This window comes from Corallococcus terminator (assembly GCF_049194865.1).
In the GTDB taxonomy this organism is placed as follows: domain Bacteria; phylum Myxococcota; class Myxococcia; order Myxococcales; family Myxococcaceae; genus Myxococcus; species Myxococcus terminator_A.
This window is the reverse complement of sequence record NZ_JBLZWL010000109.1, coordinates 1-26,313: the sequence shown is the minus strand read 5'-3', so window position 1 is coordinate 26,313 and position 26,313 is coordinate 1. Positions and strand designations below refer to the sequence as shown.

The following is a 26,313-nucleotide window of genomic DNA, read 5'->3' as shown; positions in this document are numbered from 1 at the left end:
GCCTCGAGCCTTCTGGCCCTCCTCGATGAAGTACCTCGTCACCGTCTGGTTCTGGGTTGTCTTCCTGCTCACGGCGCCCGTGCTCTTCACGCTGGGCGCGCTGCTGCTGCTCGTCACGTACCCCATCGACCGGGACCGCCGGATGTTGCACTGGTTGGTGTGTGGCTGGTGCCACTGGCTGTGGCTGCACGCGTCTCCGGGCTGGCGCACGCGCTTCGAGGGCAAGGAGCACCTGCCCAAGGGCCCGTGCGTCATCGTGGTCAACCACCAGTCCGCCATGGACATCCTCGCCGTCATGGGGCTGAACCACCCGTACAAGTTCGTGGCGAAGGCGTCGCTGTTCTCCCTCCCGGTGGTGGGCTGGATGATGACGCTCCTGGCCTATGTGCCCATCGTCCGGGGCTCGTCCAACGCCATGCACCAGTTGCTGGACCCGTGCCGCAAGTGGCTGCGCCGGGGCATGCCCGTCCTCATCTTCCCGGAGGGCACCTATGCGAAGGGCGACCAGCGGCTGCCGTTCAAGCGCGGAGCCTTCCAACTCGCGCTGGAGGAGCACGTGCCGGTGGTGCCCATCGTCGTGGAGGGCACGACGCAGCTGCTCGATGGAGATGGTCCCTGGATGAACGCGCGGGCGTCCATGCGCGTGCGCGTGCTGCCGGCCCTGCCGCCGGAGTCGCTGGGACAGGACGCGGCGGAGCTGGCGGAGCGGGTGCGCACGCTGTACGAGCGCACCCTCGCCGTGGGCCGCTGAGTCACGCGCATGGGCTGGTTGCTCTGGAGCGTGGAGACCTGGCTGGCGGTGGTCGCCGCCTGGGCGCTGGCCTCCGCGCTGCTGCGTGAGCGCTCCACGCCGGAGCGCTGGATGGCCGCGCTCCTCTTCGGCGCCGCGAGCATCCTCACCTGTGTCCAGGGACTCGGCCTGCTGGGACAACTGGGCCGCGTGCGGCTCGCCGTCGCGGGGCTCGTGCTCCACGGGGCCATGTTCGCGGTGGCGGTGCTCCGCGTCGGTGTCGCGGAGCTGTTCGCCCGGCTGCGCGCGGACCTGGGGGCTCCGGTGCGGCTCTTGCGCGACGTCTATCGGCGCCAGGAGCTGGCCGCCTGGGCGCTGCTGCCCGCGGCGTGCGCGCTCGTGCTCTCCAGCGTCATCGCCTGGTACTTCCCCAACTGGGCCTGGGACGTCGTCTGGTACCACGTCCCCAAGACGAACTACGCGGTGCAGACCGGTGGCATCACCTGGGTGGACACCTCCGTCTGGTACGTCAACGGCTACCCCGAGCTCACCGAGCTGCTCTCCGTCTGGAACGTGCTGCTGCCCCGGCACACGCGCCTGGATGACTTGTCGCAGGTGCCCTTCGGTTTGCTCGGTGCGCTCGCGGTGGCGGCGTTCTGTCGCCGGGCGAGCGCGAGCCCCGCGCTGTCCGCGTCGCTGGGGGCGATGTGGCTCGCCCTGCCGGCGGTGTTCCTCCAACTGCACACCTCGCACGCCGACGTGGTGGCGGGCGCGCTGTTCATCACCGCCTTCTACTTCCTCACCGAGAAGGACTGGAGCCCCGTCGCGCGCACGCTGACGCTGCTGGCGCTGGGCTTGTACGCGGGCACCAAGGTGACGGGACTCTTCCACCTCGCGCTGTTGTCGCCGCTGCTGCTCGTGCGTGGGGGGCTCGTCCTGCGGCGCGCGAAGGGCGCGCGGTGGCGGACGCTGGGGCAGGCGGGGCTCGCGGTGCTGCTGTTGCTCTGGCTGGGCGCGCCCACGTACGTGGAGAACGCCGCGCGCACTGGCAATCCGTTCTGGCCCGCGCGAATGCGCGTGCTGGGCCGTGAGCTGGTGGGCCCCATTGGCGCGGACGAGATTGCCGGCCCGCCGGCCTTCTTCGGCGCGCCCGGGGCCTTCGAGCGCATGGTGGACAACTGGAGCGCGCGAGAGGGGATGTACTGGCCCGACGTGCGCGAGCGCGCGTTTGGCTGGCTCTTTCCGTACCTGCTCCTGCCCGCGCTGCTGTGGGTGAGCGCGTCGGCCCTCTTCAGTCGCGAGCGCTGGTTCCGGCTGTCGCTGCCGCTGCTCGCGGGCCTGGCGGTGCTGGTGCCCGCCGCGTGGTGGGGCCGCTTCACGCTGGCGCTCCCCGCCGCGGGGCTGGTCGCGTTCGCCGTGCTGCACCGGCAGTTGGGCACGCGCTACCTCCAGGCGCCGCTGTCCGCCCTCGCGGCCTTCCTCTGCGTGGCGTCCTTCGCGAAGGCCGCCGTGGGCTACCGGGTGTTGCCCACGGTGGGCCCGCGCGCCGCGCCGGACGTGCGGGACGAGGACCGGATTCGTCTGCAGATTGGCTGGCTGTGGCCGCTGGAGGCGATGCGCTTGCGCGAGCAGGAGCTGCGCCCCGGTGACGTGGTGGCCTACGACAGCGCGACGTCCTTCCTGGGCGAGTACTGGACGGAGGACCTGCGCAACCGCGTCGAGTACGTCAATCACGAGGGCAATGACGGCGTGTACCTCGACCAGCTTCGTGCCCTGCGTCCGCGCTGGGTGAGCGTGCGTCGAGAGAGTCCCGCCGAGCGTCTGCTGCGCGCACGGGGCCAGGCCTTCGAGCGGCTCTTCGACTGTCCTCTCAGCTCCGCCGTCATGTATCGGGTCACCGGCACCGACTGGTAGGTACGGGGTGCGCGCTCTCCGTGCTGTATCTTCCGGGCCATGCGCCACCTCTTGATTCTGCTCCTATTGCTCGCCGCGCCAGTCTGGGCCGCTGTACCCACCGGCTTCACCGAAACCGTCTACACGTCGAGCGCCCTGAGCGAAGCCACGGGCATGGCGTGGGCACCCGACGGCTCCGGGCGCTTGTTCATCACCATCAAGTCGGGGGCCATCCGGGTGGTCTCGACGGTGAACGGCCTGCCGCAGACGACGCAGGCTGGTGGCACCGCGCTGGTGACGAGCCTGTTCGCGACGGAGCCGACCGTCCACACCAACAGCGAGTGTGGAGTCATCGGCATCGCGTTCGACCCGAACTACACCGTCAACCGCTACGTCTACATCTTCGTCACCGTCTCCGCGACGGAGCAGCAGATTGTCCGCTACACGGACTCCAACGGCACGGGCACGGCGCGCACGGTGATTGTCTCCCGGCTGCCCACGCGCGGAGAGAACCACGACGGTGGTGGCATCGGCTTCGGGCCGGACGGCAAGCTGTACTTCGCCGTCGGAGACCTGGGCAACAGGACCGGCGTGGACGCGGACCTCACGTTGATGGCGGCGAAGGTGAACCGCGCCAACCGCGACGGCACCCCGGCGAATGACAACCCGTTCAACGATGGCGTGGGGCCGAACAACGAGTACGTCTGGGCGCGCGGCGTTCGCAATCCGTTCACGCTCACCTTCCAGCCGAGCACCGGCCTGCTCTGGGTCAACGTGGTGGGCGACGGCTACGAGCAGACCTTCGTGGTGAACCGGCGCAACCACGCTGGCTACGACGACTACGAGAACAACCAGCCGTCCGGAAACGACTACATCACCCCTGTCATCAAGTACCGCACCAGCAACCAGGACACGCGCAACCTCACCCCGGCGGGCGCGGTGCGCGCGGGCGGCATCGCCACCTTCACGACCACGGGCAACCACCTCTTCCGCAAGGGCGAGAAGCTCACCTTCGAGGGGGTCACGGACGCATCCTTCAACGGGGACTTCTACGTCGCCAGCGTCCCCAGCGCGACGACCTTCACGGTGACGCAGGCGGGCCTGCCCGATGTCAGCAGCGGCGGTGGCACCGCGAAGACCCAACGCCTGGGCGGCTGCATGAACGGCGGCGTCTTCTACGACTCCACGCTCTTTCCGGCCGAATACCGAGGCAACTACTTCTTCGGCGACTACGTCTCCACCAACTTCATGCGCGCCACGCTGGCGCAGGACAACTCCGTGGCGACGGTGGACCTCTGGGGGACGAGCTTCAGCGCGTATGTCGACGCGTCGGTGGGACCGGACGGGGCGCTGTACACCATCGGCGTCTCCGGCGGACACCTGCGCCGCATCGTTCCCACCATGACCGGACAGCGTCTGGTGGTGACCGGGCTCTACCCGCGCGTCGTGGAGGGCGGCCGGGCCACCTTCACCGTGCGGTTGGCGGAGGCTCCCTCGGCCCCGATAGTCGTGGATGCCTTCCGGGCGGCGGGCGGCAGCACCGACCTGCGCCTGTCCGGCGTCTCCACCTTCACCTTCACGCCGGCGGATTGGAGCGTTCCCCGCGTCGTGACCATCGAGGCGCTGGAGGACGCGGACGCGGTCGTGGACACGGCCACCTTCACCGTGGCGTCGAGCGGGCTCACCTCCGAGTCCGTGCTCGCGACCACCATCGAGGACAACTCCGCGCAGCTCGTGCTCTCGTCCAGCAACGTGAGCATCACCGAGGGTGGGACGGCGACGTTCGACGTGTCGCTGACCCGCGCGCCCGTGAGGAACGCGACCGTCACCGTGGCGCGCACCGCGGGCGACACGGACCTCTCCGTGCAGTCCGGAGCCTCGCTCACCTTCACGACGGCCAACTGGAACACGCCGCAGACCGTCACGCTGAGCGCCGCCCAGGACGCCGACAACGCGGATGGCGTCGCCACCTTCACCGTGTCATCCACCGCGTCATCGCCGAGCCTGGATTCGCGCACCGTGACGGTGACGGAGGTGGACGACGAGCCACTGGCCCCCGTCATCACCTCCACGTCCCTCACCACCGCGGTGGTGGGCAACCCGTACCGCTACGACGTGGAGGCGCGCGCGCGGCCAACGCCCACGTACTCGCTCACCACCTCGCCGCCGGGCATGTCCATCGACGCGGCCACGGGCCTCATCTCCTGGACGCCCACCACGGCCATGACGGTGGAGGTCGTGGTGCGCGTGGCCAACACCGTGTCCCCGGACGCGACGCAGACCTTCTCCATCGTCGTTAAGGAGGACGAGGCACCCCGCGCGGTCCTCACGCGTCCCACGGCGGAGGAGCGCGTGTCCGGTGCGTCCTCGGAGTTCTACGGCGACTGCATCGACGACTACGGCTGCACGCGCGCTGAGTTCTTCGTCGACGGAGTGCAGCGTTACGTCGATGAGCGCACGGACAACCACTTCCACTTCGGCGGCGAGCACAACCGCTGGGACACGACGGACCTGTCGCCTGGTGGCCACCTGGTGAAGTTCGCGGTGGTGGACACCGCGGGGAACCGGAACGAGGTCGAGGTGAAGGTGTGTGTCGGTGACGGCGACTGCACGCTGGTGCCGCAGCAGCCGGACGCGGGCTCGGAGCCGGACGCGGGAGTGTCACCGGATGCGGGTGCACAGCCGGACGCGGGAGTGTCACCGGACGCGGGTGCACAGCCGGACGCCGGGCCCGTCACTCAGTTGCCGGGGGAGGATGACGGCTGCGGCTGTGGCGCCGCGCCGGTGGGCCCGCTCGCGTGGGTGGCCCTGGCCGCGCTGGCGATGTCGCGCCGCCGTCGCCGTCAGGACTGACGAACGCGTGCCTTGAGCACCGGTGCTCGCCCGGCCGCCTGAATCAGGGTGTCGGCCAGGGCGAGCGCCGGAGCGATGTGGGTCTCCAGCGCCTCGGTGGACTGGGGGACGCCCCGGTGCTCCGCCTCCAGCAGTCCGGCGACGATGGAGCAGCGCTGGTAGTGACGATGGGCGCGCAGCAGGTGCTCGCCCACCTGGGGCGTGGTGAGCAGGGCGCGCGACTCGGGCGAGAGGCCTTTCAGGTCGAGCGCCGAGTCCAGCGCCACGTCACCCAGCTCCTCGTCGCGCGTGCCGAACAGCTTCAGGAACTTGTCGCCCAGTCCCTCGGTCTCCAGGGTCAGCTCCTGGGGGACGAGGTCGCTCACGTCCAGTCGCAGCACCATCACCTGGTACGTGCCCTGGCCCCGGCCGCGGACCTCGGTGAGCAGGGAGAGCTGCCGCTCGTGGTGGAGCCCCTGCACCTCCATGAAGTCCTTGGAGCTGGTGAAGCTCCAGCCTCGCCGCGTCGCGAAGACGAGCCACGCCTTGCGCTGCCGACGCTTGTCCCTGGCGGCGAGGGCGAGGACGAGCACGGCGAAGAGCGCCGTGCCCAGGAGCGCGAGCACGGGGAAGAGGGGGGATTCCATGGAGGAAAGCATCCCCCCGACGGGACGGGCTCGGCCAGTCTCCCCTGGGGGTTCACCGGGCCTGTAGGACGCGTGGGGCCGGGTGGGGCCGCAAAGGCGCGAAATTCCAGGTGCTTGCCCGCATGTCAGGGGGAGCGTGTAAGGGAGCAGGCGCCCGGCGCTTGGAGCAGGCGGCTTCCCCGGAGGAGGCTGCCGGGCGGCCTGAGTGCCGAGGGGTGAGGGAGGGTGAACGCGGGATGCGCTTGCTGCACACGTCGGACTGGCACCTGGGACACACGCTGTACGACGTCTCGCGGGAGGCGGAGCACGGCGCGTTCCTGGAGTGGCTGCTGGACACGCTGGAGGCCCAGGCGGTGGACGCGCTGCTGGTGGCCGGCGACATCTTCGACACCTCCAACCCCAGCGCGGAGGCCCAGGCGGCCTGGTACCAGTTCGTGGCCAAGGCCCGGCGGCGGCTGCCCCGGCTGGACGTGGTCGTCATCGGTGGCAACCACGACTCGGCGGCGCGGCTGGACGCGCCGGACCCGTTGTTCGCGGCGCTGGGCGTGAAGGTGGTGGGCGGGCTGCCGCGTGAGCAGGGGGCGTTGAAGCTGGAGCGGCTGCTGGTGCCGTTGCACGACGCGAAGGGGCGCGTGGGGGCGTGGGTGGCGGCGGTGCCCTATCTGCGGCCGGCGGACCTGCCGCCGGTGGCGGAGGACGCGGGGGACCGGTTGGTGGAGGGCGTGCGCGCGGTGTACTCGGAGGTGCTGGAGGCCGCGAGGCACCGCCGTCAGCCGGGGCAGGCGCTGGTGGCCATGGGCCACTGCTACATGACGGGCTCGGAGCTGTCGGTGCTCAGCGAGCGGAAGATTCTGGGCGGCAATCAGCATGCGCTGCCCGTGGAGCTGTTCTCGGACGACGTCGCGTACGTTGCGCTGGGGCACCTGCACAAGGCGCAGCGCGTGGGCGGGCGCGAGGGCGTTCGCTACAGCGGCTCGCCCCTGCCGTTGTCGCTGTCGGAGGCGGGGTATCGGCACCAGGTGTTGCTGGTGGACTTGAAAGGGGACGTGCTGGAGGGCGTGCAGTCCCTGCCGGTGCCGCGTCGCGCGGAGATGGTGCGCGTGCCGGCGCGGGATGCCGCGACGCTGGAGGACGTGCTGGCGTTGCTGGAGGCGCTGCCGGCGCTGGAGGCGGACGCGGAGGAGTGGCGGAGGCCCTACCTGGAGGTCTGTGTGTCGCTGCCCCGTCCGGAGCCGTCGCTGCGGCAGAAAGTGGAGAAGGCGCTGGAAGGGCGCGCGGCGCGGTTGGTGAAGCTGACGCCCGCGTACACGGGCACGGGAGGCGCGCTGGCGGAGGTGAGTCCAGGGCTGTCGCTGCGAGAGCGCACGCCCGAGGACGTCTTCCGGGCGCGGTATGCGCGGGACTACGAGGAGGCGCCCTCGGAGGTGTTGCTGGAGGCGTTCCACACGCTGCTGACCCAGGTGCAGGAGGACGCGCCATGAAGGTCCTCTGCATCCGGGGCAACAACCTGACGAGCTTCGCGGGGAACTTCGCGCTGGAGTTGGACCGGCCGCCGCTCGACAGGTTGGGGCTGTTCGCGATTACGGGCGCGACGGGCGCGGGCAAGAGCACGCTGCTGGACGCGCTGTGTCTGGCGCTGTTCGACCGGACGCCGAGGTTGGGCGGACGCGGTGGTGTGCCGGTGGGGCGCGCGGACGAGGAGGAGGAGGCGAGGCTGTCCGCGTACGACGTGCGCGGGATGCTGCGGCGGGGCGCGGGCGAGGGCTTCGCGGAGGTGGACTTCCAGGGGAAGGATGGGAAGCGCTACCGGGCGCGCTGGTCTGTGTGGCGCGCGCGCAGTCGCGCGGAGGGGCGCTTCCGGCCGCAGGAGATGACGCTCACGGAGGTGGCCACGGGGCAGCAGTTCGGCCGCACCAAGGGCGAGGTGCTGGCGGCCATCCAGGAGCGGCTGGGGTTGTCGTTCGACCAGTTCCGCCGCTCGGCGTTGCTGGCGCAGGGTGAGTTCGCGGCGTTCCTGAAGGCGGATGCGAGCGAGCGCGCGGAGCTGCTGGAGCGGATGACGGGCACGGAGGTGTACAGCCGGCTGTCCATGGCCGCCCACGAGAAGAACAAGGGTGAGCAGGAGGAGCTGGCGCGCCGCGAGCAGGGGCTGGCGGCGATTGCGTTGATGGAGGCGGGGGAGCGCGGCGCGGCGGAGGGGCGGCTCGTCGAGGAGGCGCAGGCGCGCAAGGAAGTGGAGGCGCGGCTGGGGGAGGCGGAGGGCGCGGCGGCGTGGCACGCGGAGCGGACGGCGCTGGTGGTCGCGCAGCAGGAGGCGGAGGCGAGGGAGGCGCGCGCGACGGAGGCCCTGACGTCGGCGGCGCCTCGGGCGAAGAAGCTGGAGGAGGTCCGCGCGGCGGAGGCGTTCCGGGGGCCGGTGACGGCGGCGGAAGGGGCTCGGCGGCGGCGGGAGGAGGCGGACGTCGCGCGCCGGACTCGAGGCGCGGAGGTGGAGGAGGCGAAGGCTCGGACGGCCGGGTTGTCGGGGGCGTTGCGGGTGGCGGAGGAGGGGCGGGGGACAGCGCGGTCGGAGTTGGAGGTGGCGACGCCCGCGTTGGAGGCGGCGGCGGAGCTGGATGCGCGGAGTGCGACGGCGACGCGTGAAGCGGAGGAAGCGCGAGCGCGGGCGCGGGTGTCGGAGGACGAGGCGGCGAAGGCCCGGTCGGTGCTCGAGGAGGTCGTGGTCCGCGAGGAGGCCGCGCGGGTGGCGGGTGAGGGGGCTCGGGTCTGGTTGTCGGAGAAGGCCCACTGGGAGCCGCTGGCGAGGGAGTGGCCGCGCTGGCAGCGCGAGCTGGAGCGGTACGAGGTGGCGCTGGGCGAGGGGCGGACAGCGCGGGCGACCGTGGAGAAGCTGCGCGGGGACGTGGACCTGCTGCGAGACGCGGAGCGCTCGAGGCGTCAGGAGCGGGACTCGGCGGCGGAGGCCGAGGCGCGGGTGCAGGCGGCGGCGACCCATGCGGAGGCTTCGCTGGGTGAGGGGACGGGCGTGGAGCGCCGGGTGCAGCGGGAGTCGCTGCTCGCGAGGCAGGAGACGCTGCGCGCGCTGGAGTCGGCCCGTCAGGGGTTGTGCGCGGGGGAGGCGGAGGCGCGAGACGCCGCGCGTGAGGCGGCGGCGGCCCAGGAGGAATCAGAGTCCGCGTCGGGAGCGGTGCGAGACGCGGGGACTCGACGGCTGGAGCGTGAAGCGGCGCTGAAGGAAGCGCGTCGTGCGCTGTCCGTGGCGCAGGCGACGCAGGGCCACGTGGCGCAGCGGGCGCTGCTGCGCGAGGGCGAGGCGTGCCCGCTGTGTGGTGCCACGGAGCATCCCTATCGGCACGAGGTGCCTGCCCTGGCGGGGTTGGTGGCGGAGTCCGCCGCGCGCGTGGAGACGCTGGAGTCCGAGCGCAACGAGTGCTCGCGAGAAGAGGTGGACGCGAGCGCGAGGCAGGCGGCGGCGAGAGCGCGAGTCACGCAAGCGGAGTCACGGCGCGAGGGCGCGGCGGCCCGCTGTGTAGAGCACCGAGACGGGTGGGCACGGGGTCGCGAGCAGTGGCGACGGGTTCAGGCCCAGGGGGCGCACGGTTCGGCCTCATTGGATGGGGAGCAGGAGGCGATGGCTCGGGTGGGCGCGGAGGCTGCGTCACGGCGTGGCGAAGGCGTGCGCCCGCGGAGCGTCGACACGCGCGATGCCGCGCCTGAAATGGGCTCTGCACCAGAGGCTGGAACCTGGCTGGAGGCGATGGTCGCTGACGTTCTGGCGAAGCTGGCCGCGCTGAAGGCCCAAGAAGAAGCCGCCGAGGGACTGGCTCGGACGGCGCGCGAGGCGCGTGCGGCGCTGGAGGCGCAGCGCAATCGACGTGAGGTGGCCTCCGAAGCGCTCCGGCGCGCGGAGGAGTCCTTCACTCGAGCGGAAGGTGCGCTGAAGGAGGTCCTGACTCGGATGGAGGTGGCGGACGCGACGGTGCGCCAGGTCCTCTCGGACGTGTCCCCCATCTTCGCCTCGGACGCGGGATGGGAGGCCAAGCTGGAGACCGACCCCGCGGATTTTCGGCAGAAGTGCGGCAAGCGCGTCTTCATGTGGAAGGACCGAGAAGACACCGTCAAGAAGGCGAAGGACCTTGAGGAAGCGGAGCAGCGAGACCGCGCACGCGCCCAGGGCTCGTTGGACATGAGTGCTCGTCGCGCCGAGGAGGACGCCGCGCAAGCCGCGCTCAAGGAACAGGCCCGGGATGCCGCGACACGGGCTCGCGCGGCGCTGTTGGATGGGCGCCCCACGGAGGAGGTCCGCGCGGAGCTGCGAGCGAAGGTGGACTCCGCGCTGGCGGCCTACGAGAAGGCGCGCGAGTCGGCTGAATCAGCGCGTCAGGCGGAGGGCGTGGCGCTGGCCCGTGAAGAGGACGCCGCGCGAGACCTCGCTCGGGCGCAGGAGTCCCTCGCGCTGGCCCACGAGGAGCTGGAGCAACGGCTGGCGGCCCAGGGTGTCTCCCTGGACGTGGTGAAGGCGCTGCTGGCGAACGACGCCGCGTGGTGCGAGGCGGAGGCTCGGGCGCTGGCCGTGCTGCGCGAGGCCCAGGCCCAGGCGCGCGCGGTGCACGACGAGCGTCGCGAGCGGCGCACGAGTCACGAGGCGAGCGGCCCGCCGCGCCTGTCGGAGGAAGAAGCGACCACCGCCCGTGAGCGTCTTCGTGGAGACGTGGAGGTCCGGCGACGAGCGGAGGCGATGCTGCGTGCGCGGCTGGAAGCGGACGACTCGGCCCGGGCCCGTCACGGCAGTGAGGCGCAGGCCATCGCGGAGCGCAGGCGCGCGGGTGAGGTGTGGAAGGCGCTGGGCGACCTCATCGGCTCGCATGATGGAAAGCGCTTCAAGGTCTTCGCCCAGAGCCTCACGTTGGATGCGCTGTTGCTGCACGCCAACGCGCACCTTCAAGAGCTGGCGCGGCGCTACCGGCTGATGCGCGTGCCCGGGCATGACCTGGACCTCCAGGTGGTGGACGGGGACATGGGCGACGAGGTGCGCGGCGTGGCCAGTCTGTCCGGTGGTGAGAGCTTCCTGGTGTCCCTGGCGCTCGCGCTGGGGCTGGCCTCGCTGTCCTCGGAGACCACGCAGGTGGAGACGCTCTTCATCGACGAGGGTTTCGGGACGTTGGACCCGGAGACGCTGGAGGTGGCGCTGGCGACGCTGGACGCGCTCCAGGCCACGGGGCGACAGGTGGGCATCATCTCCCACGTCTCCGGACTGGCCGAGCGCATTGGCGTGCAGGTGCGAGTGGTGAAGCAGGGCGGCGGCCGCAGCCGGCTGGTGGTGGAGGGGGACCTGGGCCTGCCGTACGTCGCGGTTCAGCAGCTCGCGTGAGGCCCGCGCCTCACGTGCCCGTGCCCATCAACCCCCGCACCACGGCGGCCACGGCCAGCGGGGTGGCCACGCGGTCATCCGAGAGCGCCGCGAGGGCTCGCGCGAACTGCTCCGCGGAGCTGAAGCGCTGCGAGGGATGGGGCGCCAGCGCGCGGTCCAGCACCAGCGCGAGCGCGTCCGACACCTCGGGGACCTGCATCCGCACCGGCTTCACCCGGCCATGCCGGATGGCGGACTCCACTTCCTCGCCGGGGCCGGAGGGGAAGGGGGACTCCAGCGACAGCAGCTCGTACAGCAGCACCGCGGTGGCCCACAGGTCCACCGCCACGGACACCTCGCCCGCCAGCAGCTCCGGCGAGCGGTAGTGCTGCTTGCCCAGGCGCCGCGCATCCAGCGCCATCCCCGCCCGTGAGCGCGCCACGCCGAAGTCCGCCAGCTTCACCTCACCGGTGCGCGACAGCAGCACGTTGTGCGGCGACACGTCACAGTGCACGACGCCCAGCGGGCGGCCCGTGGTGCTCGTGGCCTTGTGGGCGTGCGCCAGGGCCTCCAGCACCTGCCGGACGATGAGCACGGAGATGTCGATGGGCAGCTCGATGTGCCGCCGCCGACACTGCGCCAGCACGCGTCCCAGGTCCGGCCCCTCCACCAGCTCCAGCGCGAGATAGCCGCCGTCGGGCAGCTCACCGTACTCGACGAAGCCGACGATGTGCGGGTGGCGCAGGCACCGGGCCAGCTCCGCTTCATGCAGGAGCTGCTCATGCGCCTCGTCGTCGCGCGAGCGCTCGGGACGCACGCGCTTGAGGGCCACGTGCTCTCCGGCCCTCGGGCCCTCCTTCACGCGCGCGAGGAACACCTCCGCCATGCCGCCGCGTCCCAGGCGGGACAGCAACTCGAAGCGGCCACAGTCCCTCGGCCAGGTCTCCACCACGACGTCCATGACTCAGTTCGCCCCACCCACCAGGCTGGCCAGGTAGCCGTCCAGCGTCCGGGAGAAGGTGGCGTCGTCATTGAGGAACGCGAGCCCCACGCCGCCGCTGTAGGGGTCATCCAGCACGTGCACCACCACGGCCTCACCCTGCAGGTGGTCTCCGTTGGGCAGCCTCACGTCCACGGTGACGACGCTGTCGGGCGGAGGCCGGTGCGCGGTGCGCACGAAGAGTCCCCCGTTGGAGATGTTCAGCGCGTGCTCCCGCACGAAGTCCAGCTCGGTGCGGAACTCCAGCTCCAGTCGCACCGCGAAGCGGCGGCCCCGCCGCTGGGGACTCCCCAACGGCGCGGAGGGCACACGGCGTGGATCATCCTCCGCCATGGGCGTGGCCACCGCGGGCGGTGTCGCCGGGGGCGCGGGAGGCGCGGGCGCCTCGGGCCGGGTGCCCAGCGCGCTCACCTGCTGCTCCAACGCGCGCGCGGCGGCGGTGCGCTCGTCACCCCCAAAGGCGCGTCCTCCCGCGAAGGTGTTGTTGCGAAGCGCATCGCGCTCCGGCTTGGGCAGGCGCCACAGCTCCACGAAGGTGCCACCACTGCGCTTCACCTCGTCGGCGAGCCGCTCCACCGCGGCACGCGGATAGCCAGGGGCCTCCACCTTGAGCTCGATACCGGCCTGCTCGGCCTGCACGGCGACCACGAGCTGCATCGATTGAGCGGAGGGCAGCAGCTCGCCAAGCCCCTCCACCACCGCCGCGGCGCGTTCTGGTGAAGCCCCTCTATTCCACAATGCCGCGAGACCGAAGACAGGCACGAAAGAGACGATAACCGACGCTTCCCACCCCGCGAACTCTGTTCGCCAACAGTCATGGCGCAATCCGCCCATGAGGTTGGACAGCGAGCATACGAAGAGCGACGGAGAACTCGTACGCAGGGGAATAGTCCCTGACCAAAAAGCCCAAGTCTTCATAGACTTCGGTTTCCCCTGACTCATCGCAACCCCCCCGGAGTCAGGGCCATGGAGTCGAATGATGCGCATGCCCTTCGCCCGGCTCATTGCCTGCGTGCTCGTGTCAGCTTCGTTGCTGGCCGGCTGCGGTGATTCAGACCCAGACCCCAAGCCCCCCGGAAATGGTGACGACGACGCGGGTACGACCATCCCGGACAGTGGCCCGCCGCCGCCGGAGGACGCGGGCGTCGAGCCTGACCCGGACCCCGACCCGGGGACGGTGCCGACGGATGTGAACGACAGCAAGAACCCGACCAAGGACTCCGACTGCGACGGCCTCACGGACGCGGAAGAGTTCGCCAACGTCTACGCGGGTGGGTTGAAGACGGACCCGGGTAAGCGTGACACCGACGGCGACGGCATTCGCGACGGCGTGGAAGTGGGTCGCACCTCCAGCATCAACACCGGCTGCTCCTTCCGCGCGGACATGGACCCGACCTCGGTGACTTCGCCGGTGAAGGCGGACACGGACGGCGACGGCATCCCCGACGGCCTGGAGGACACCAACCGCAATGGCGCCCGGGAGGTGGGTGAGACGGACCCCAACGCCATCGACTCGGATGGTGACGGGCTGGCGGACGGCATCGAGGACGCCAACCAGAGCGGCACGGTGAGCCCCGGCGAGACGGACCCGCGCAAGCGCGACACGGACGGCGACGGCCTGTCGGACAGCCAGGAGCGGACCATGGGCACCAACCCGCTCAATCCGGACACCGACGGCGACTCGTGCAGCGACGGCGAGGAGGACCGCAACCGCAACGGCGTGCGGGACAGCGGCGAGACGGACCCGAAGGTGGCTGACTGCGCCGCCTCCATCCCCGACGCGGACTTCGACGGCATCCCCGACGCGGTGGAGATTGCCACCGGCACCAACAAGGACAAGGCGGACACGGACGGCGATGGCCTGAACGACGGCATCGAGGACGAGAACAAGAACGGCAAGGTGGACGCGAACGAGACCGACCCGCGCCTGACGGACACGGACTGTGACGGTCTGCAGGATGGCTCGGGCAGGGATGGCTTCCTGGGTGAGGACGCCAACGGCAACGGCAAGGTGGACGGGAGCGACACGGACCCCACCAACCCGGACACGGACGGCGACGGCCTGCGCGACGGCCTGGAGCGCGGTGTGACGACGGCCGCGGCGCCGCGCAAGGACTGTGGCTACGCGGGGGATGTGGACCCGAGCACCACCACGAGCCCCACGACGGCGGACTCGGATGGTGACGGCATCGCGGACGGCGCGGAGGACGCGAACCAGAACGGCCAGGTGAATCAGGGCGAGCTGGACCCGAAGAACCCGGCGGACGGCGCGCCCAACACGCCGGCGGGTCAGGCGTGCCGCGCGAACAACCTGCGCCCTGTCACCTTCAAGGAGGACAACGGCGCGGACGTGCGGCTCGCGCTGCCCGCCACCTTCAAGAACGCCAACATCACCAACATCACCGTGGCGGGCTCCACGGTGGGCGTCATCGGCTGGGACGACACGAAGCAGGTGACGCTGATTGCGTACAAGCGTCCCCAGGTGGGCGGCTCCACCACGCCCGCGGGCGACGAGGCGGGCATCCGCGGCAGCGCGTTCTCCACCGCGACGAGCGACTACGCGCAGACCTTCACCACCTGGGACGGCTACGCGGCGCTCGCGGCGCGCTACTCGCTGGCGGGCGGCGATGACCTGAAGGAGCAGACGAACACGCTGGTGCGGTCACTGGTGCCCAACAGCGCCGGCTCGCTGGCGGGCACGGCGGGCATCAACGGTCCGTTCACCATCCAGGCGCAGTACGTCCACCGCTCCAACGACAGCGTGCTGGTGGTGCTCGCGATTACCCCCACGACTCAATACAACGAGCAGGGCAGCCTCTTCGCGCTGGCGGACACGGCGGGCGGCTCGGCGCTGGCGCAGTTCGGTGACGCGGACGCGGTGCAGTGCGAGCTGTTCACCTCGCGCCAGGCGGTGGTGGACTTCCTCTTCGTGGTGGACGACTCCGGCTCCATGTCCAGCTCGCAGCAGTCGCTGGCGGACGCGGCCACGGCCGTGGCGAACAAGCTGGCCAACTCCACGCTGGACTGGCGTCTGGCGATGATCACCACCAGCTACACCTCCACCAACAACAACCACGTCAACCGCAACCTGGTGCGTGGCTTCACGCGGAACGTCAACCAGTTCCGTGCGTGGCTGACGCAGAACAGCACCTGCGCCACCGGCCAGTGCAACAACCTCACCATCCCCACGGGGACGACGCCCACCACCTGTACGAACAACCAGTCGTGCTGGGTGGGTTTGAGCGGCTGGGGCGATGAGAAGCCCATGGACGCGGCGCGGTCCGCCATCAACAACGTGCTCGTGCCGAATGGCACGTCCTCGGACTCGCGCATCCGCGAGGGCGCCAAGGTGGTGGTCGTCATCCTCACGGACACGCACGACTACTCGTCGGACTCCATCGCGACCTTCGAGCAGTACTTCAGGAGCACCGGCACCACGCCCGCGACGAAGAACCCGCTGAACCAGGTCATCCAGGTCCACGGCATCATCTGCCCGCCGGAGTTCGCCACCAGCAGCACGGCGACGTGGTGTCACAACCAGGAGGACCCCCGCAACCCGAAGCACCTGGACATCATCCAGGCGACGGGCGGCGTGGTGGGCAGCATCCGCAACTCCACCTCCATCACCACGACCATCAACGGCATCATCGACAGCGTCATCGCGTCGGTGGGCTACCGCACGCAGCAGCCGCCCATCGGCGCGTCGGTGAAGGTGTCGGTGGCCGCGGTGGCGGACGCGGTGGCGTGCCCCACGGCGTCGGACCTGCCGCGCAGCCGCACCAACGGCTTCGACGTGGATGGCATCAACCGCACGCTGTCGTTCTTCGGCGGCTGCCGCCCGCAGGCGGACACCACGGGAGCGGCTGTGTCCTACCGCTACTGGAGCGACCGGACGACGAACGCCAACGGCGTGCCTCCTCCGTGCCGCGCGGACCCGTACTACGACGCGACGGAAGCGGACTACTGCGACGGCAAGCTCTCCTGCAACCGGACGACGGACAAGTGCGAGTGCCCGTCCGACTGCGGTGGTGGGGGTGGCGCTCCGGGCCAGGTGTGCAACACGGACCCGGCGGTGTGCGCCTACACGTGCGCTTCGGACTGCGGCGGGACGTGCGGCACGTATGAGTCGTGCAACTCGGCGACGTGCGCGTGCTCGTGCGTCCAGACGGCCACGTGCGCGGCGGGCTACAAGTTCGACCCGAACGTGTGCGCCTGCGCGTGTGACACGTCGTCGCTGAGCTGCGGCTCCACGGCTCAGCCGGATGCGGCCTCGTGCTCCTGCGCGTGCAAGGCGGACTGCGGCGGCTGCCCGTCCAACACGGCGTGCAACCCGAGCACCTGCGTCTGCGAAGGCATCATCGGCTGACGGTGACGTGAAGCGCCGGCCTTCCTCTTGAGGGCCGGTGCTTCCTCGAAGCATGAAGAAGGCCCCGGTGGCGGCGCGCCTCCGGGGCCTTCGTGTTTCAGGGCACTGTGAGCCCGGGCGACGAGGCCCGGAAGCCCCTTGGCTACCGGCCGGCGGTGAGGCCCGTGGGCGCGGTGGCGGTGCGGAGGATGGGGTAGACGCGGTGCTGAGTGTCGCGAGCGGGGTGGCGCTCGTAGAAGAAGCGCAGGCGCGCGCGCGGGTCCTTGGCGAAGTCGGGGTCCTTGAGCTTCGCGTCCCACTCGGCCTTCACGGTGGCGTCCTTGGCGAGCAGCTCCCGCGCGAAGGGCTCCAGCACGTAGTCCTCGACGTACTCCTTCTGCTCGAAGTGGGCGTTGAAGAAGCCCCACGCGAGGAGCGAGTCCGGCGCGGTGGGCTCCAGCAGGTGGGCCACCAGCTCCACGCCCGGCTGCGCGGTGGGGACGTACAGCGCGCCCGCGGCCAGTGCCTGGGACTGCTTCTCCCACGCGCCCTTCACGGAGAGCGTCTGCCGGCCCTCGTTGGACTGGGGGCTCCACTTCGCCTCGGTGGCGCGGAAGACCTCCACGTCGGAGGCGGGCGTCGGGCGGGACAGGCGCTGGAAGCGCAGACCGTGGGTGGTGAGCTTCTGGGCCACCCAGGCGGCGTGGGACGGCGGCACCAGGTAGCCGCCCGAGGGGATGGAGAGGGTAAGCGCGGGCTCCACCTTGTCGAAGTACGGCACGTTCCACACCTGCGGCTTGGAGTCGTCGTAGCGAATCCACGTCTGGCCCGAGACGTCAGAGGCGCCGCGCTCGTAGGCGTAGCCTCGGAAGGCGATGGGGTGACTCTGCGACGTGTTCTTCCACGCGACGACGACGTCGCGCACCTTGCCGGCCTGGGCCTCCGCGTCCACCGCCTTCACGGCGCTCATCAGCCCGGCGCCATCGCGGGCGACGAGGCGCAAGAGGCCGGCGACGACGTTGCGCGTGGCCTTCACGCGCTGCGCATAGGGCTTCCACGAGTGCGTCTCCACCAGCACGCCGAACCGGTGGTGCGCGGCGGCGTAGGCGTGGCTGAAGCGCGGGGGCGGCACGCCGTAGGCGAAGCCAGACGTCGGGTCATCGTCCTCGAGGAACGAGGGGTAGAACTCCAGGGGCTGGTGCCCTTGCGTCTCCAGTTCCTGGAACAGCTCCTGGCGCAGCTTCACGCCCAGGGTGCGCAGGCTCTCAGGGCCGGACTGCTGCGGCTCGATGGCGACGGCGACGTCGGGCTCGAACTTGGCGCCGTCGGTGACGTGCAGGTCCGCGTAGACGAGCGCGTTCCAGGAGTGCAGGTAGCGCAGCAGGGCCACCATCTCCGGGCTCTCCGCCTTGGCGTAGTCGCGGTTGAGGTTGAGGTTCTGCGCGGTGACGCGCCAGCCCATCTCCTCGGGGCCCACCTGGTTGGGGCGGTTGTTGGGGCCGAAGCGCTCGTGTCCGTCGACGTTGAAGACGGGGACGAAGACGGCGGTGACGCCCTTGAGGACCCCCGGCAGCGTCTTGTTGGAGAGGATGTCGCGCAGCAGCGCGAAGCCCGCGTCCTTGCCGTCGATTTCACCGGCGTGGATGCCGCCCTGGAAGAAGACGACGGGGCGGTTCTTCTTCGTGTTGGCGGTGGGCGTGAGGGTGCCGTCGGCGCTGGCGACGAGGGCGAGCATGGGCCGGCCCTCGGGCGTGGTGCCGAACGTGTCGCAGCGCACCTTGCCGGGGAAGGCCTTGGGGAAGGCGCGGCAGAGCGACTCCACCTCGGGGTAGCGGCCGGTGCGAGTCCAGCCGCTCTGCTCGGACGCGGTGGTGAGCGGCGGTGGAGCCTGGGAGAGCGCCAGGGAGAGGGCGGTGGCGAGGAGCATGGCCACCCCTCAACACAGGCCCCGGTGGGTTTCAACCGCCTCGCACGGTGAGCGTTCCACCCACCGGTAGGACGTGGACGCGTTCTTGTGGCCAGCCTCGGCGGTTCCACTCGGCGTCCAGGCGGCGGGGCGGCTCGTCGAGCGGCTCGTCGGTGAGCTTGAAGGTGCCCCAGTGCATGGCGAGGAACTCCCGGGCGCCGAGCGCCTCGAAGGCGCGGACGGCCTCCTCGGGGTTCATGTGCTGGCGGCTCATGAACCACTCCGGGTCATACGCGCCAATGGGGAGCAGGGCGGCGTCGAGCTTGGGGAAGCGGCGGCCAATCTCCTGGAAGCCGTCGAACCAGGCGGTGTCACCGGAGTGGTAGACGCGGGCGCTGGAGCCCTCGACGACGAAGCCGCCCCAGAGCATCTCGTTGGCGTCGTTGAGGCCGCGTCGGCTCCAGTGCTGCGAGGGGACGTAGTGGACGGTGACGGGGCCGACTTGAGTGGACTGCCACCAGTCCAACTCGGTGACGGCGAGCTTGGAGCCCTTGAACACGGGGGCGTGTCCCAGGCCGGTGACGATGGGGGCGCCCACGTCGGTGAGCGTGGGCAGGTCCAGGTGGTCGTAGTGGTTGTGGGAGACGAGGCTGGCGGCGATGGGCGGCAGCTTGTCGATGGGGACGCCGGGCGGGACGTTGCGGTGGATGACGACGTTGATGGCGTCGCGCAGCACGGGGTCGATGAGGAGGGACAGGCCGTCGAGCTGGACGAGCCAGCTTGCGTGGCCCAGCCACGTGAGGCGCGCGCCCTCGCCGGGAGCGGGGGGCGTGGCGAGCAGGGCGAGGTCCGGCTCGACGCGGGGGACGGGCGCATGGTCGGGCGACTTGCGGCGGCGGCCGGAGAGCTTGTCGGCCACTGCCCATTTGAAGACGCTGCTGAACGGCTGAGGGCCGCTGCCGTCCAGGTTCTTGAAGCGTAAAGCCATGATGCGTGCTCCTCGAAAGACACCGGAGCCCGAGGCTCCGCGCGTCTGTCATGCTCGCGGGACGGTGCAGTTCGCAAGGGGAATGGAGCCCCTACCATGGTCGACATCACACATCGCACGCTCGAGACGAATGGGATTCGCCTTCATGTCGCGGAGGCAGGGAAGGGGCCACTCGTGCTGTTGCTCCATGGGTGGCCGGAGTCCTGGTACTCGTGGCGGCATCAGCTTCCGGCGCTCGCGGCCGCGGGCTATCGCGCCGTCGCGCCGGACGTTCGAGGCTATGGACGCAGCGACAAGCCGGGGTCCGTCGAGGCGTACAGCATGAAGAACCTGGTGGCGGACTTCGTGGGGCTGCTGGATGCGCTCGGGGAGAAGACGGCGGTGGTGGTGGGGCACGACTGGGGTGCGGCGATGGCGTGGACCTGTGCCGCGCTTCATCCGGACCGCTTCAGGGCTGTTGTCGGCATGAGTGTTCCGCATCTGGGGCGTACGCCCATGCCGCCCACGCAGCTCTTCAAGGCGGTGTTTGGAGAGAAGTGGTTCTACATCCAGTACTTCCAGCAGCCCGGTGTCGCGGAGGCGGAGCTGGAGGCGGATGTGTCGCGGACGGTGCGCACGGTGCTGGCGGGCAGCGTCGCGGGCTTCGACACGACGTCGGAGTTGGTGCGCGCGAGGAAGCAGGGGGACGGGTTTCTCACGGGCCTCGAGACGCCCAAGACGTTGCCCGCCTGGCTCACGGAGGAGGATGTCGCGTACTTCGTGAAGGAGCTCGAGGGCAGTGGGTTCCGGGGTGGGTTGAACCGCTATCGCAACATGGACCGGGACTGGGAGGAGCTGCCGGAACTGGCGACGTTGCGAATCGAGCAACCGGCGCTGTTCATCACGGGAGAGAAGGACCCGGGGCGCGCGCTGGCACCGGTGGAGGTGATGAAGCCGCTGGTGCCTCATTTGAAGGACGTGCTCGTTGTTCCCGGCGCGGGGCACTGGGTTCAGCAGGAGCGCCCTGCCGAGGTCAATGCGGCGCTGTTGTCGTTCTTGAAGTCGCTGCCCGCGTGACGTCGAGGTGGGCTCGGGTCTGTCACCAGTCGGGGTGACAGACCCAGGGACTGGAGGGGCGGCGCTGGAAGCAGCGGTAGCCTTCGTCGCAGGTGTTGGGGCCCTTGGGGTCGCAGGGCTGCTCGCAGGACCAGCCGTCGCAGACGCGGCCATCGGGGCAGGGCGGGAAGTCCTTGCCGCAGCGTTGCTCGCACTCGGACCAGATGCGGTCGGGTAGATGGGATGCGTGCATGAACTCGCACGTCTGGCCCGAAGGGCAGGGTGTCTGCTGGCACTGGGGGCCGAAGACCCTGGCGCACGCGGAGGCGCCTTCTTCGTGGCGGATGCAGTGCTGGCCTTCGGGGCAGCCGTTCTTCTCGCAGGTGGGGAGGCAGAGCGGTTCGGGTTGAGTGTCCGCGCAGAAGGAGTCTTGAGCGCAGCTTTCCGGCTCGGTCAGTGCACAGGGGCGTGCACAGAAACCTCCGCGACTTCCGCAGAGCAATCCAGGTGCGCAGGCTTCTTCCCGAGTGGCAGGAACCTTGATGCATCGTTCTCCTTCCGAGCGGATACCTGGTGGCAGGCAGTAGCGCACCATGGGGCCTTGGCCCTCCGTCGCGAGGAGTTGGCAGTGCTGCCCATCCGGACATTGCGCATGGGTGATGCACTGGCTGTCGGCGCAGTACTGGGCATGTGCTCGCGCATCCATGAGGCAACCCAGCGGTGCATCGCAGTCGGTGCTCCGGGCGCAGTTCCGGTGATAGGTCCGCAGGGTGCCGTGTTCTTCCTTTGAGAGAAGGGGACTGACAGGGCGCCCTCGATGATGTTCCGGCCGCTCAGGTTGAAGTGTGCCGCCGAGGATGAGTACCAACGGCAGTGGAAGAAGCAGCGAGACACCGACCCACATGGGTGTTCGCCAGTTCATTCCGCTTCACCACAGCGTTGGATGCATTCCGGGTCGTTCGCGGCCTCGCCGCCGCAGTAGCGCTCTAGCTCCACGCTGGAGCAGCGCGTGGGGATGTTCTCCAGCGCATCCTGATGCGAGGCCCGGTCCACGAGGCCGTCACGCCGGTGGACCTCGGGACAGCCCAGGACGGCGCAGGACAGCGCACAGACCCAGATGGTCAGCCACGGCATCGCTGTGTCCCCCGGGAGAGGATGCGCTGCGAAGTCAGTTTGCAGAAGGCTGGCTCTTGGCTGCCGAGGGGGCTTCGCGACTGTGTATGGAAGGACACTGCGAACTCTCCTTACCAGTGATTCATGCGGAGTCGCGCGGTTGTTTGTGGCTATCGGATTGAGTTGAAGGGAACGGCGTCACCAGTCGGGGTGGCAGACCCAGGGATTCGAGGGACGGCGTTGGAAGCAGCGGTAGCCTTCGTCACAAATGTTGGGACCCTTGGGGTCGCAGGGTTGCTCGCAGGACCAGCCGTCGCAGACGCGGCCGTCGGGGCAGGGCGGGAAGTCCTTGCCGCAGCGCTCTTCGCACTCGGACCAGATGCGGTCGGGGAACCGGGAGGCGTGCCTGAACTCGCACGTCTGGCCCGAGGGGCAGGGTGTCTGTTGGCACTGTGGGCCGAACACCCTGGCGCACGCGGAGGCGCCTTCTTCGTGGCGGATGCAGTGCTGTCCCTCGGGGCAGCCGCTCTTCTCGCAGGTGGGGAGGCAGAGCGGTTCGGGATAGTCGTCCACGCAGAAGAAGTGGGATGGGCAGGTGTTTGCGTCATCCAGACTGCACGGTCGCCCGCAGAAGCTTCCTTCACTGGAGCAACGCAGTCCGGGGCCACAGGCGCCTTCCTGGGTGTCGGAGATCTCCACGCATCGCTCGCCTTCCTTGCGAATGCCCACGGGCACGCAGTGTCGCACCACGGGGTCCTGTCTCGCGGTGGCGATGAGTCGACAGGCATGGCCATCTGGGCACTGCGCATCGGTGAAGCACTGGCTGTCCGCGCAATAGAGCGCGCGAGCACGCTCATCGAAGAGGCAACCCAGTGGCGGTTCGCACCCCACTTTTGCACCGCAGTTTCGATGGTAGGTCTGGAATCGTGAGCGTTCTTCTGGCGTGAACACTGGACTGACTCGCCGGCCTTTGACGTATTCAGGAAAGTCTGGTTGCAGCAGGCTGCTTGTCGTGAGGACAAGGGGGAGCGGTATCAACAATGCGATGCCTGCTCCCAACATCGTTCGCACGTTCATTGCTCGCCGCACCTTCGGATGCACTCTTCGCTTTGCTCGCGACCGTTGGTGCAGAAGCCCCTGAAGTCGTCCGCTGAGCAGTTCGTGGGAATGCTCTCCAGCGCATCCTGATGCGCGGCCCGGTCCACGAGGCCGTCACGTCGGTGCACCTCCGGGCAGCCCATGACGGCGCAGGACAGCGCACAGACCCAGATGGTCGGCCATGGCATCGCTGTGTCCCCCCAACTGAGGAAACGACACAGGCATTCTACCGAAGGTAGGAAGTCCCGGAGCCAACCTGGGTGATGGGGCGAGTGAGACTGTGCACGCGCCGACATCGCTCACCCACACGGCCTCGCACTCCCTTATATAGAACGCGATGCTGCCCACCTCCGGCTCCACGACTCGCAAGCTGCTGCTCGCCTTCGGGGCGCTGGTGGCGCTGTTCACCGCCGCCTCGGGCTTCGCGCTCGCTCGGCTGGCGGACATTCACGATGCGTCGCACGAGCTGCGCGAAGCCGGCGGCCGGGTTCGTGAAGCACTCGAGCTGGCCACCGCCGTCAGAGACCAGTACGCGCATCTGGCCCACACCATCATCCTCGGCAACGCCAGCCACGTTCACTTCCACGAGGAGTCGCGAGCACGCGTCGAGACGCTCACCCGTAAGCTCCGAGAGCAGGCTCAAGACGCCGAGGAGCGCGCCTGGGTGGCGGACATCCAGGAGAACGGTGACGCGCTGGACCGCCTGTACCGCGAAACGCTCCTGCCCGCCGTGCTGGCGAAGGACCACGCCGCCGTCACCGCCGCCCATGGCCGCGCCCTGGAGCGCGTGTCCCTCATCCAGGCCCGCGCGGAGGCCCTGGCTCGCCGCTTCGACACGTCCATCGGCTCCTTCGAGGAACACGTCGCCGCCGTCGAGCACACCAGCTTTCGCTGGGCCTTGCTCCTCCTCGGCGGCGCCACGCTGTTCGCCGTGGGCGTGGGCATCTACATCGGCAACTCCGTGGCCCGCCCCGTCGCACGTCTGTCCGAAGGCGCCGCGAGACTCGCCCAGGGAGATTTGGACATCCGCATCCCCGAGGACGACCCGGGAGAACTCGGCAGACTCGCCGCGCAGTTCAATCGGATGACCGAGGCCCTGCGCACGCATCAGGCCCAGCTCGTCCAACACGAGAAGCTCGCCAGCGTCGGCCGACTCGCGGCGGGTGTCGCGCACGAAATCAACAACCCGCTCGGCGTCATCCTCGGCTATGTGCGCATCCTCCAACGCAAGGCGGAAGGCGCCCTGGCGGAGGACCTGAAAGTGGTGGAGGAGGAGGCCGTGCGCTGCCAGCAGATTGTCGAAGGACTCCTCGACCTCTCCCGTCCGGGCCAGGGCCCGGTGGAGCAAATCCCCCTGCGCGAGACGTGTGAGGACGTGGTGGCGAGGCTGCGTGAGGCCGAGAGACTCGGGCAGGTGGACGTGCGTGTGGAGGGCTCGGCGAGCGCGTGGGCCCAGCCCTCGCGACTGCGCCAGGTGCTCCTCAACCTGGTGAAGAACGCCGCCGAGGCCGCCGGAACCGGTGGCACCGTCGAGGTCCGAATCGCACCCGCGAAGGACGGCGGCGCCAGCGTGGCCGTCTCCGACTCCGGCCCCGGTGTGAAGCCCGAGGACCGCCGCCGCCTCTTCGAGCCCTTCTTCACCACCAAGTCCACGGGCACGGGCCTGGGGCTCGCGGTGAGTCAGGCCATCGCGGAGGCCCACGGAGGACGCATCGAAGCGGACACAGGCCCGCTGGGAGGTGCGCGCTTCACGCTGCGCCTGCCTCCCGTGTCAGCGGAGCGGGAGGCGATGGCGTGAGCACGCAAATCCAACCGGGTGTCCTGGTGGTCGACGACAAGGAGAACATGCGCAAGCTGTTCTCCCGCATCCTCGGCGACGCCTACGTCGTGACGGAGGCTGCTGACGGCGAGCAGGCCATGTCCCTCCTGGCCTCGCGCGACTTCGACGTGGTGGTGACGGACATCCAGATGCCCGGAGCAGACGGCTTCGCCGTGCTGCGTGAGGTGAAGCGCCGCGCGCCCGACACGGAGGTGATTCTCGTCACCGCGTTCGCCAGCATCCCCAAGGCCGTCGAGGCCATCAAGGAAGGCGCCTACGACTACCTCTCCAAGCCGTTCGACCCTGACGAGGTCGCGCTCGTCGTGGCACGTGCGCTGGAGAAGCGTCGCCAGGGACGTGAGGCCGCGGGACTGAAGGCCCGGCTGGCGTCGGCCCCCGAACTTCACGGGCTGCTGGGTGGGAGCGCCGCGATGCACGCCCTGCACGGCCTGCTCTCCCAGGTCGCGGCGAGGGACCTCACCGTGCTGCTCACGGGTGAGACAGGCACGGGCAAGGAGCTGGCCGCGCGGGCCGTCCACAAGGAGAGCCCCCGTGCCGCGAAGCCCTTCGTGGCGGTGAACTGTGGCGCGCTCCCCGCGGACCTGGTGGAGAGCGAGCTGTTCGGCCATGCGAAGGGTGCCTTCACTGGCGCCACGGTGGCGAAGCCAGGACTCTTCGAGGAGGCCCACGGCGGCACGCTCTTCCTCGACGAGATTGGCGATCTGCCGCTGCCCGTGCAGGTGAAGCTCAACCGGGCCCTCCAGGAGAAGGAAGTCCGCCGCGTGGGCACCACCGTGCCGGTGAAGGTGGACGTCCGCGTGGTGGCGGCCACACACCGTGACTTGTCCGCCGAGGTGGCCTCGGGCCGCTTCCGCGAGGACCTTTACTACCGCCTCAACGTGGTGACGGTGCGCCTGCCCGCGCTGCGAGAGCGACGCGAGGACGTCCCGCTGCTCGCGATGCATTTCCTGTCCCGCTCCGGGCGGCCGGAAGTGGAGAGCTTCACCCCCGAGGCCCTGCGCGCGCTCGCGTCCTACGACTGGCCGGGCAACGTGCGCCAGCTCGAGAACGCGGTGGCGCGAGCCGTGGCCGTGGTTCGAGGCACCCGCATCACTCCCGAGGACCTCCCTCCCGAGGTGGCCACGTCACGCGGTGTCACCTCGGGCGCCACGGCTCCGGGCGTGAGGGCCACGGCCGAATCCCTGGCGAAGCTGCCCTACCGCGAAGCGGTGGACGGCGCCCGCGACACGGTGTCCCGCGAGTACCTCACCGCGTTGATGCAGGAGTTCAGCGGCAACGTCACCCACGCCGCCGAGCGCGCCGGCATGGAGCGCGAGAGCCTCCACCGGTTGCTCAAGCGCTACGCAGTGCGCTCGGAGGACTTCAAGCGCTCCGAGTGACGTGCCACCACACGCCTCAGAACGCTGGCACCACCGCGCCGCCGTACTGGGACTCGATGAAGCGGCGCACCTCGCCGGACTGGAGCGCCTTGAGCAGCACCCGGACCTCGGGGCGGGACTCGTCGCCCTTCCGGACGACGAGCACGTTCGCATACGG

17 protein-coding genes are annotated in these 26,313 nt (G+C 70.0%); 9 read left to right on the top strand and 8 right to left on the bottom strand.

Annotated elements, in window-relative coordinates:
- Nucleotides 1-25 precede the first annotated feature (25 nt).
- Genes ACN469_RS32800 through ACN469_RS32790 form a run of 3 tightly spaced genes read left to right on the top strand, consistent with a single transcriptional unit; the run spans nucleotide 26 to nucleotide 5,476 of the window.
- Nucleotides 26-751 carry a lysophospholipid acyltransferase family protein gene (locus tag ACN469_RS32800; RefSeq protein ID WP_498774393.1) on the top strand — a complete coding sequence of 242 codons (726 nt, stop codon included), beginning with the start codon at nucleotides 26-28 and terminating at the stop codon, nucleotides 749-751.
- A 9-nt stretch (nucleotides 752-760) separates the two neighbouring features.
- Nucleotides 761-2,644, top strand: coding sequence for a hypothetical protein (locus ACN469_RS32795; RefSeq protein ID WP_498774391.1), 1,884 nt, complete (start codon nucleotides 761-763; stop codon nucleotides 2,642-2,644).
- A 39-nt stretch (nucleotides 2,645-2,683) separates the two neighbouring features.
- Nucleotides 2,684-5,476, top strand: coding sequence for a PQQ-dependent sugar dehydrogenase (locus ACN469_RS32790; RefSeq protein WP_498774389.1), 2,793 nt, complete (start codon nucleotides 2,684-2,686; stop codon nucleotides 5,474-5,476).
- Here the strand turns inward: ACN469_RS32790 and ACN469_RS32785 are convergent.
- On the bottom strand, nucleotides 5,467-6,102 hold the full coding sequence (locus ACN469_RS32785; protein WP_498774387.1) for a hypothetical protein: 636 nt from the start codon (nucleotides 6,100-6,102) through the stop codon (nucleotides 5,467-5,469). The two genes, ACN469_RS32790 and ACN469_RS32785, sit on opposite strands and share 10 nt — an antisense overlap.
- 236 nt (nucleotides 6,103-6,338) lie before the next feature.
- Here ACN469_RS32785 and ACN469_RS32780 point away from each other — a divergent pair, with 236 nt between their 5' ends.
- Both ACN469_RS32780 and ACN469_RS32775 read left to right on the top strand, forming a co-directional pair.
- The gene (locus ACN469_RS32780; protein ID WP_498774385.1) at nucleotides 6,339-7,583 is read left to right on the top strand and encodes an exonuclease SbcCD subunit D C-terminal domain-containing protein; all 1,245 of its coding nucleotides are present in this window, start codon (nucleotides 6,339-6,341) and stop codon (nucleotides 7,581-7,583) included.
- A complete protein-coding gene (locus ACN469_RS32775; RefSeq protein WP_498774383.1) occupies nucleotides 7,580-11,473 on the top strand; it encodes an AAA family ATPase in 3,894 nt (1,297 codons plus the stop codon). Before ACN469_RS32780 ends, ACN469_RS32775 begins: the two co-directional genes overlap by 4 nt.
- Nucleotides 11,474-11,483: 10 nt before the next feature.
- Here ACN469_RS32775 and ACN469_RS32770 read toward each other — a convergent pair whose 3' ends face one another.
- Nucleotides 11,484-12,413, bottom strand: a complete 930-nt coding sequence (locus ACN469_RS32770; protein ID WP_498774381.1) for a serine/threonine-protein kinase — start codon at nucleotides 12,411-12,413, stop codon at nucleotides 11,484-11,486.
- A gap of 3 nt (nucleotides 12,414-12,416) precedes the next feature.
- Nucleotides 12,417-13,214, bottom strand: a complete 798-nt coding sequence (locus ACN469_RS32765) for a TIGR02266 family protein (protein WP_498774379.1) — start codon at nucleotides 13,212-13,214, stop codon at nucleotides 12,417-12,419.
- Between the two features lie 217 nt (nucleotides 13,215-13,431).
- Between ACN469_RS32765 and cglD the strand changes: the two genes are divergently transcribed.
- On the top strand, nucleotides 13,432-16,818 hold the full coding sequence (cglD, locus tag ACN469_RS32760; RefSeq protein WP_498774774.1) for an adventurous gliding motility lipoprotein CglD: 3,387 nt from the start codon (nucleotides 13,432-13,434) through the stop codon (nucleotides 16,816-16,818).
- Nucleotides 16,819-16,960: 142 nt separating this feature from the next.
- On the opposite strand, the gene ACN469_RS32755 is transcribed toward cglD, so the two are convergent.
- Entirely contained in the window at nucleotides 16,961-18,724 is a 1,764-nt protein-coding gene (locus tag ACN469_RS32755) for a M14 family zinc carboxypeptidase (protein ID WP_498774377.1), read from the bottom strand.
- A 31-nt stretch (nucleotides 18,725-18,755) separates the two neighbouring features.
- Nucleotides 18,756-19,691 carry an MBL fold metallo-hydrolase gene (locus ACN469_RS32750; RefSeq protein ID WP_498774375.1) on the bottom strand — a complete coding sequence of 312 codons (936 nt, stop codon included), beginning with the start codon at nucleotides 19,689-19,691 and terminating at the stop codon, nucleotides 18,756-18,758.
- A 96-nt stretch (nucleotides 19,692-19,787) separates the two neighbouring features.
- On the opposite strand from ACN469_RS32750, the gene ACN469_RS32745 reads away from it, so the two are divergent.
- Entirely contained in the window at nucleotides 19,788-20,747 is a 960-nt protein-coding gene (locus ACN469_RS32745) for an alpha/beta fold hydrolase (RefSeq protein ID WP_498774373.1), read from the top strand.
- Between the two features lie 22 nt (nucleotides 20,748-20,769).
- Here ACN469_RS32745 and ACN469_RS32740 read toward each other — a convergent pair whose 3' ends face one another.
- Both ACN469_RS32740 and ACN469_RS32735 read right to left on the bottom strand, forming a co-directional pair.
- A complete protein-coding gene (locus ACN469_RS32740; protein ID WP_498774371.1) occupies nucleotides 20,770-20,979 on the bottom strand; it encodes a hypothetical protein in 210 nt (69 codons plus the stop codon).
- Between the two features lie 665 nt (nucleotides 20,980-21,644).
- Nucleotides 21,645-21,860 carry a hypothetical protein gene (locus tag ACN469_RS32735; protein ID WP_498774369.1) on the bottom strand — a complete coding sequence of 72 codons (216 nt, stop codon included), beginning with the start codon at nucleotides 21,858-21,860 and terminating at the stop codon, nucleotides 21,645-21,647.
- Between the two features lie 1,414 nt (nucleotides 21,861-23,274).
- Here ACN469_RS32735 and ACN469_RS32730 point away from each other — a divergent pair.
- Nucleotides 23,275-24,735: a sensor histidine kinase gene (locus ACN469_RS32730; RefSeq protein ID WP_498774367.1), complete on the top strand. Its 1,461-nt coding sequence runs from the start codon at nucleotides 23,275-23,277 to the stop codon at nucleotides 24,733-24,735.
- The gene (locus ACN469_RS32725) at nucleotides 24,732-26,156 is read left to right on the top strand and encodes a sigma-54-dependent transcriptional regulator (RefSeq protein WP_498774365.1); all 1,425 of its coding nucleotides are present in this window, start codon (nucleotides 24,732-24,734) and stop codon (nucleotides 26,154-26,156) included. The genes ACN469_RS32730 and ACN469_RS32725 overlap by 4 nt, the downstream gene beginning before the upstream one ends.
- Before the next feature lie 16 nt (nucleotides 26,157-26,172).
- Here the strand turns inward: ACN469_RS32725 and ACN469_RS32720 are convergent, their stop codons facing one another.
- Nucleotides 26,173-26,301: a MetQ/NlpA family ABC transporter substrate-binding protein gene (locus ACN469_RS32720; protein ID WP_498774772.1), complete on the bottom strand. Its 129-nt coding sequence runs from the start codon at nucleotides 26,299-26,301 to the stop codon at nucleotides 26,173-26,175.
- Nucleotides 26,302-26,313: the final 12 nt, after the last annotated feature.

Coding starts and splice junctions, on each gene's coding strand:
- ACN469_RS32790 (WP_498774389.1), top strand. CDS start 2,684: ATGCGCCACCTCTTGATTCTGCTCCTATTGCTCGCCGCGCCAGTCTGG.
- ACN469_RS32740 (WP_498774371.1), bottom strand. CDS start 20,979: ATGCACGCATCCCATCTACCCGACCGCATCTGGTCCGAGTGCGAGCAA.
- ACN469_RS32800 (WP_498774393.1), top strand. CDS start 26: ATGAAGTACCTCGTCACCGTCTGGTTCTGGGTTGTCTTCCTGCTCACG.
- ACN469_RS32755 (WP_498774377.1), bottom strand. CDS start 18,724: ATGCTCCTCGCCACCGCCCTCTCCCTGGCGCTCTCCCAGGCTCCACCG.
- ACN469_RS32735 (WP_498774369.1), bottom strand. CDS start 21,860: ATGCCGTGGCTGACCATCTGGGTCTGTGCGCTGTCCTGCGCCGTCCTG.
- ACN469_RS32780 (WP_498774385.1), top strand. CDS start 6,339: ATGCGCTTGCTGCACACGTCGGACTGGCACCTGGGACACACGCTGTAC.
- ACN469_RS32785 (WP_498774387.1), bottom strand. CDS start 6,102: ATGGAATCCCCCCTCTTCCCCGTGCTCGCGCTCCTGGGCACGGCGCTC.
- ACN469_RS32750 (WP_498774375.1), bottom strand. CDS start 19,691: ATGGCTTTACGCTTCAAGAACCTGGACGGCAGCGGCCCTCAGCCGTTC.
- ACN469_RS32775 (WP_498774383.1), top strand. CDS start 7,580: ATGAAGGTCCTCTGCATCCGGGGCAACAACCTGACGAGCTTCGCGGGG.
- ACN469_RS32730 (WP_498774367.1), top strand. CDS start 23,275: ATGCTGCCCACCTCCGGCTCCACGACTCGCAAGCTGCTGCTCGCCTTC.
- ACN469_RS32770 (WP_498774381.1), bottom strand. CDS start 12,413: ATGGACGTCGTGGTGGAGACCTGGCCGAGGGACTGTGGCCGCTTCGAG.
- ACN469_RS32745 (WP_498774373.1), top strand. CDS start 19,788: ATGGTCGACATCACACATCGCACGCTCGAGACGAATGGGATTCGCCTT.
- ACN469_RS32795 (WP_498774391.1), top strand. CDS start 761: ATGGGCTGGTTGCTCTGGAGCGTGGAGACCTGGCTGGCGGTGGTCGCC.
- cglD (WP_498774774.1), top strand. CDS start 13,432: ATGCGCATGCCCTTCGCCCGGCTCATTGCCTGCGTGCTCGTGTCAGCT.